This window comes from Streptomyces sp. P5F9, assembly GCF_057961495.1.
Window position 1 is genome coordinate 1 of sequence record NZ_JBXVPZ010000525.1, and the last position, 6,232, is coordinate 6,232.

At 71.0% G+C, this 6,232-nt stretch carries 6 protein-coding genes; 1 reads left to right on the top strand and 5 read right to left on the bottom strand.

The genetic code is table 11. The features are described from left to right. A partial coding sequence (locus AC31A1_RS44465) for a serine/threonine-protein kinase (protein ID WP_489658768.1) occupies window positions 1-907 on the bottom strand: 907 nt, incomplete at its 3' end. 71 nt (window positions 908-978) lie between these two features. Then, a complete protein-coding gene (locus tag AC31A1_RS44470) occupies window positions 979-2,286 on the bottom strand; it encodes a DUF6986 family protein (protein WP_489658769.1) in 1,308 nt (435 codons plus the stop codon). 179 nt (window positions 2,287-2,465) lie between these two features. Between AC31A1_RS44470 and AC31A1_RS44475 the strand changes: the two genes are divergently transcribed. Next, on the top strand, window positions 2,466-3,362 hold the full coding sequence (locus AC31A1_RS44475; protein WP_489658770.1) for an endonuclease/exonuclease/phosphatase family protein: 897 nt from the start codon (window positions 2,466-2,468) through the stop codon (window positions 3,360-3,362). A gap of 66 nt (window positions 3,363-3,428) precedes the next feature. On the opposite strand, the gene AC31A1_RS44480 is transcribed toward AC31A1_RS44475, so the two are convergent. From AC31A1_RS44480 to AC31A1_RS44490, 3 genes are all read right to left on the bottom strand, one after another. Further along, window positions 3,429-4,391, bottom strand: coding sequence for an electron transfer flavoprotein subunit alpha/FixB family protein (locus tag AC31A1_RS44480; protein WP_266868341.1), 963 nt, complete (start codon window positions 4,389-4,391; stop codon window positions 3,429-3,431). Between the two features lie 230 nt (window positions 4,392-4,621). Beyond that, entirely contained in the window at window positions 4,622-5,410 is a 789-nt protein-coding gene (locus AC31A1_RS44485) for an electron transfer flavoprotein subunit beta/FixA family protein (protein WP_266868343.1), read from the bottom strand. 243 nt (window positions 5,411-5,653) lie between these two features. Next, window positions 5,654-6,169 (bottom strand): flavin reductase family protein, encoded by a 516-nt coding sequence (locus AC31A1_RS44490; RefSeq protein ID WP_489658771.1) that lies wholly within the window; start codon window positions 6,167-6,169, stop codon window positions 5,654-5,656. Window positions 6,170-6,232: the final 63 nt, after the last annotated feature.

The following is a 6,232-nucleotide window of genomic DNA, read 5'->3' on the forward strand; positions in this document are numbered from 1 at the left end:
GCACAGCCGTAGGCAAATCCACCCCCGGCGCCCCCGCGACCTCCTCCAACAAACCCCGCGCCACATCCGCCCCGGGCCGCAACTCCGGCCGCTTCTCCATCAGTTGCCGCAGAACGGGCCCAAGTCGGCCCGCCCGCCGGGGTTCCGGCAAGGCCTCGGAGACGATCGCTGTGAGGGTGGAGTACGTGGACGTGCGGCGGAACGGGGACGCGCCCTCGACCGCCGCGTACAGCGTGGCGCCCAGGGCCCAGACGTCGGACGCCGGGCCGGGGTCGGCGCCCTGGGCGCGCTCGGGGGCCAAGTAGTCCAGGGAGCCGATGAGTTCGCCGCTGCGCGTGAGGTGCGTGGCGGAGCCGTCGCCCGGGTCGTCCATCGTCGCGATGCCGAAGTCCGTGAGGACGACGCGGCCCGAGCGGTCCAACAGGATGTTCCCGGGCTTCACATCGCGGTGCAGGACGCCCACGGCGTGCGCCGCGGCCAGCGCCTCCATCACCTTCGCGCCGATCCCGGCCGCCTCACGCGGGTCGATCGGGCCGCGCTCGCCCAACACGTCGTCCAGGGACGGGCCGTCGATCAACTCCATGACGATCAGCGGGCGTCCGTCGACCTCGGCGATGTCGTGCACGGCGACCACTCCGGGGTGGCGGACCCGCGCGGCCGCCCGTGCCTCGCGCTGCATCCGCAGGCGCAGGTCGGCCAGTTCGGGTCCGTGGGCGTCGGTGAAGGTGCGCAGTTCCTTGACGGCGACCTCACGGCCGAGCACCTCGTCCACGGCCCGCCAGACCACGCCCATGCCGCCGCGCCCGAGTCGGGACACGACGCGATAGCGCCCGGCCAGCAACCGGTCGATCCCGTCCACGCGTCCGCTCTCCCCCGAAGGCACCGCCGCTCCGTCCCTGTGGCACATCCATGAACGCCGTACAGCCTACGGGGCGGCAGTGACAACAGAAGCCGGCGCCGACACCTGTGACAGGTCCGCTACTTGGCGGACGCCGTGAGATCGCCCCGGCGCGGCGACGCGAAGCCCTCCAGGTCCATCCGGGTCAGCCCGGTCGCCCTGGCCACCTCGGCGATGTCGAGCGCGCCGCAGTCCAGGCCGCGCAGCAGATAGCCGCTGAGGGCCTTGGCGGTGGCGGGCTCGTCCATGACGTCGCCGCCGGCGTGGTTGGCGTAGCGGGCGAGACGGGCGGCGGCCTGTTCGAAGCCCTCGCGGTAGAAGGCGAAGACGGCCGCGTAGCGGGTGGGGATGTGGCCGGGGTGCATGTCCCAGCCCTGGTAGTACGCGCGGGACAACGCCCTCCGGGTGAGGCCGTAGTGCAGGCGCCAGGCGTCGTGGACCTTCGCCGTCGGGCCTACCGGGAGCACGTTCGTCGAGCCGTCCGAGACACGCACGCCCGTCCCCGCCGCGGCGACCTGCATGACCGCCTTGGCGTGGTCGGCGGCCGGGTGGTCGCTGGCCTGGTAGGCGGCGGAGACGCCGAGGCAGGCGCTGTAGTCGAAGGTGCCGTAGTGCAGGCCGGTGGCGCGGCCCTCCGCGGCCTGGATCATGCGGGCGACGGTGGCGGTGCCGTCGGTGGCGAGGATGGACTGGCTGGTCTCGATCTGGATCTCGAAGCCGATCCGGCCCGGTTCCAGCCCGCGCGCCTTCTCGAAGGCCTCCAGGAGGCGCACCATCGCGGTCACCTGCTCGGCGTACGTCACCTTGGGGAGCGTCAGGACCAGGCCGTCCGGCAGCCCGCCGGCCTCCATGAGCCCGGTCAGGAAGATGTCGAGGGTGCGGATGCCCCGGTCGCGCACCGGCGCCTCCATGCACTTCATACGGATGCCCATGTACGGCGCCGCCGTGCCCTTCTCGTACGCCTCGGCGATCAGCCGGGCCACGCGGGCGGCGGCCTCGTCCTCCTCGGCGTCGGGGCGGGGGCCGTAGCCGTCCTCGAAGTCGACGCGCAGGTCCTCGATGGGCTCGCGCTCCAACTTGGCCCGCACGCGCGCGTGGACGGGCTCGGCGAGGTCGTCGGAGAGGCCGAGGACGGCGGCGAAGGAGGCCGCGTCGGGGGCGTGCTCGTCGAGGGCGGCAAGGGCCCGGTCGCCCCAGGTACGGACCGTGTCGGCGGCGAAGACGTCACCGGGGACGTAGACCGTGTGGACGGGCTGGCGGGTGCCGGGGTCACCGGGGTAGCGGCGCTCCAGTTCGGCGTCGACCGGTGCCAGGGAGGCGCTGATCTCCTCGCTGACCGCGCCCGCGAGGCTCGTCGCCACCGTCTCGTGCTCCTGGCCCATTCCCACACCCTCCAGTTTTCCGCTCTACGGAATCAACAATCCGTAGAACGAAGTTATCCATGGAGCTTCCCGCCGGTCAACACCTTGTCCACGCCCTGAGCCCGTCGCGTTCACTGCCGCCCCGAGGCCCTCTTCCGCCCGGCGCCTCGCACCTTCATCCTGACTCGCAAGGGGAGGGGATGCACATGTCGACTGCCAGGACGGTGACCCGTCGGGCGGGGCTGACCACGCTGGTGGCGGCCGCCATCGCCCTGCCACTCATCGGAACCGTACGCTCGGGCGCCGTCCGGAACGAGACCCGCCTGCTGGACGTCATGACGTTCAACCTGCGCTTCGCCGACACCACCGAACCCAACAGCTGGAAGGTCCGCCGCCCGGTGATGCGCGACCTGCTGCTCCGCGCTGCCCCCGACATCATCGGCACCCAGGAGGGCCTCTACGCACAACTCCAGGACATCAAGCAGGACCTCCCGCACTACGACTGGATCGGCGGCGGCCGCAAGGGCGGCAGCCACGACGAGGAGACGGCGATCTTCTACGACACCCGCCGCCTCGCCCCCGTCGAGTACGACCAGTTCTGGCTCTCCGACACGCCCGCCGTGATCGGCTCGAACACCTGGGGCGGCGCCCACCCGCGCATCGCCACCTGGATCCGCTTCCGCGATCTCGGGGACGACGGACGGGAGTTCTACGTCCTCAACACCCATCTGGACAACGCGAGTCAGTACGCACGCGAGCGTGCCGCCACGCTCATCGCCGAACGCCTCGCCCGCCTGGACGGCTCCCTGCCTCTGGTGGTGACCGGCGACTTCAACACCGCCGCGTACACCACCTCGGTCTACTCCACGATGCTGGACGCGGGCGCGGGCCTCAGGGACACCTGGGACGCGGCGGCCGCGCGCGGGCAGCTCTACGGCAGCTTCCACGGCTACCGCGCGCTCGTGCCGGAAGGCCCCCGCATCGACTGGATCCTGGTCTCCCCGGGAGTCACCGTGCGGCGGACGGCCCTCAACACGTTCTCCGAGAACAGCCAGTTCCCGAGCGACCATCTGCCTGTGCAGTCGACCATCACCCTGGGGTGAACGAAGGCTCCCGCGACCACGTGGGTCACGGGAGCCTCGTACAGCCCGTTAGGCGTCAGCCCGGGGTCAGCCCTTGCGGGAGTTGACCTCTTCGGTGAGCTGCGGGACGACGTCGAAGAGGTCGCCGACCACGCCGTAGTCGACGAGGTCGAAGATCGGGGCCTCGGCGTCCTTGTTGACGGCGACGATCGTCTTCGAGGTCTGCATGCCCGCGCGGTGCTGGATCGCGCCGGAGATGCCGTTGGCGATGTAGAGCTGCGGGGACACGCTCTTGCCGGTCTGGCCGACCTGGTTGGAGTGCGGGTACCAGCCGGCGTCCACGGCGGCACGCGAGGCGCCGACGGCCGCGCCGAGGGAGTCGGCGAGGGCCTCGATGATCGCGAAGTTGTCCGCGCCGTTCACCCCGCGGCCGCCGGAGACGACGATCGCGGCCTCGGTCAGCTCCGGGCGGCCGGTCGACTCACGCGGGGTGCGCGCGGTGACCTTGGTGCCGGTGGCCTTGTCCGAGAAGGTGACCGCGAGTGCCTCGACGGTGCCGGCGGCCGGGGCGGCCTCCACGGCTGCCGAGTTCGGCTTCACGGTGATGACCGGGGTGCCCTTGGAGACACGGGTCTTGGTGGTGAAGGAGGCGGCGAACACCGACTGCGTCGCGACCGGGCCCTCGTCACCGGCCTCCAGGTCGGTGGCGTCGGTGATGATGCCGGAGCCGATGCGCACGGCCAGACGGGCGGCGATCTCCTTGCCCTCGGCGGAGGACGGCACCAGGACGGCGGCCGGGGAGACGGCCTCGTAGGCGGCCTGGAGGGCGTCCACCTTGGGTACGACGAGGTAGTCGGCGTACTCGGCGGCGTCGTGCGTGAGCACCTTCACCGCGCCGTGCTCGGCGAGCGCGGCGGCGGTGTTCTCGGCACCGGAGCCGAGGGCGACCGCGACGGGCTCGCCGATGCGGCGGGCCAGGGTCAGCAGCTCCAGGGTGGGCTTGCGGACGGCGCCGTCCACGTGGTCGACGTAGACGAGAACTTCAGCCATTGCTACTCCTGCGCGGGAATCCCGAACTTCGTCCGGGGGAAGACTTGTTGACTGCTACGCTCACGCCCGTGCCTTTTGGCACCGGGCAGGGCTTGTCCGTCATGAGGCCGTCTCGACAGTCGATTGAGAAGCCCCTTCGGGGGAGGAGTCACGGGAATGGTCTCCTGCGAAGGCAGAACCACTCCGAGAGGCGCGGGTCGTGTTGCAACCGGCCCGCGCCGCCATTCCCCCTAGATGAACTTCTGGCCCGCGAGGAACTCGGCGAGCTGCTTGCCGCCCTCGCCCTCGTCCTTGACGATCGTGCCGGCGGTGCGCGCGGGGCGCTGGGCCGCGGAGTCGACGGCGGTCCAGGCGCCTTCGAGGCCGACCTCGTCGGTGTCGATCTCCAGGTCGGAGAGGTCCCAGGCCTGAACCGGCTTCTTCTTGGCGGCCATGATGCCCTTGAAGGACGGGTAACGCGCCTCGCCCGACTGGTCGGTGACGGACACGACGGCCGGCAGGGAGGCCTCCAGCTGCTCGCTGGCGGTGTCGCCGTCACGGCGGCCCTTGACGACGCCGTCCGCCACGGAGACCTCGGAGAGCAGCGTGACCTGCGGGACGCCCAGGCGCTCGGCCAGCAGGGCGGGGATCACACCGGCGGTGCCGTCGGTGGAGGCCATGCCGGAGACGACCAGGTCGAAGCCCGCCTTCTCGATCGCCTTGGCGAGCACCAGGGAGGTGCCGATGGCGTCGGTGCCGTGCAGGTCGTCGTCCTCGACGTGGATCGCCTTGTCGGCGCCCATGGACAGCGCCTTGCGCAGGGCGTCCTTGGCGTCCTCCGGGCCCACGGTCAGGACGGTGATCTCCACGTCGTCGTCCGAGTTCTCGGAGATCTGCAGCGCCTGCTCCACCGCGTACTCGTCGAGCTCGGAGAGCAGACCGTCCACGTCGTCCCGGTCGACGGTCAGGTCATCGGCGAAGTGCCGGTCGCCAGTGGCGTCGGGCACGTACTTCACAGTGACAACGATCCTCAAGCTCACGCCGGCTCTCCTACTGCATCGTCATTTTCGGCTGCCTACTTCCAGGCAGCATAGGCGCCCTGAACGGCCGTTCCCGGTGGGGGCGACCGGTGCTCCGAGCGAAATATTACTCGCCAGTACGCACTCCTACGCTCCCCCAAGGGGTGCCCGCTAAGCAAGCGCTTTGAACTGTGACCTGTGCAACGCAGCGTAATCGGAACTCGACGCTTCCGCAGGGTGGCCCGTCACCCACCCGGAGTGGCCTCAGTCACGCAGCCCGTTGAAGCGCCCCTGGTGGTAGAGGAGCGGGCGGCCGGAGCCCGCGTGGTCGCCGAGGACGACCTCGGCCAGCACGATGCGGTGCTCCCCTGCGGGCACGCGCGCGACGACCCGGCACACCAGCCAGGCGAGCACACCGTCGAGGACCGGGACACTCTCGGGACCCTCGCGCCAGACGGTGGGCGCCCCGAACCGGTCCGCGCCACTGCGGGCGAAGGTGGCGGCCAACTGCTCCTGGTGCTCGCCGAGTATGTGTACGCCGACATGGTCGGCGCCGGATATCGCGGGCCAACTGGACGCACCGGTGCTGATCCCGAAGGACAGCATCGGGGGCTGCGCAGAGACGGAGCTGAGCGAGGTGGCGGTGAAGCCGACCGGGCCGTTCTCACCGCTGGCGGTGATCACCGCCACACCGGCCGCGTGCTGCCGGAAGACGGAACGCAGCAGGTCGGGAGAGGCGTGCTGGGGAGTACGGGTGCCGAGGTCGGGCGTGGCCGTCATGGACGTGTCCTTCTGGGGAGTGGGCTGGGGGTCCCCCCGCTCGAGCGAAGCCGAGAGTGGGGG

Bases quoted from the DNA above. Each gene is read 5' to 3' on its own strand.
- AC31A1_RS44475 (WP_489658770.1), top strand. From the start codon at position 2,466: ATGTCGACTGCCAGGACGGTGACCCGTCGGGCGGGGCTGACCACGCTG.
- AC31A1_RS44480 (WP_266868341.1), bottom strand. From the start codon at position 4,391: ATGGCTGAAGTTCTCGTCTACGTCGACCACGTGGACGGCGCCGTCCGC.
- AC31A1_RS44490 (WP_489658771.1), bottom strand. From the start codon at position 6,169: ATGACGGCCACGCCCGACCTCGGCACCCGTACTCCCCAGCACGCCTCT.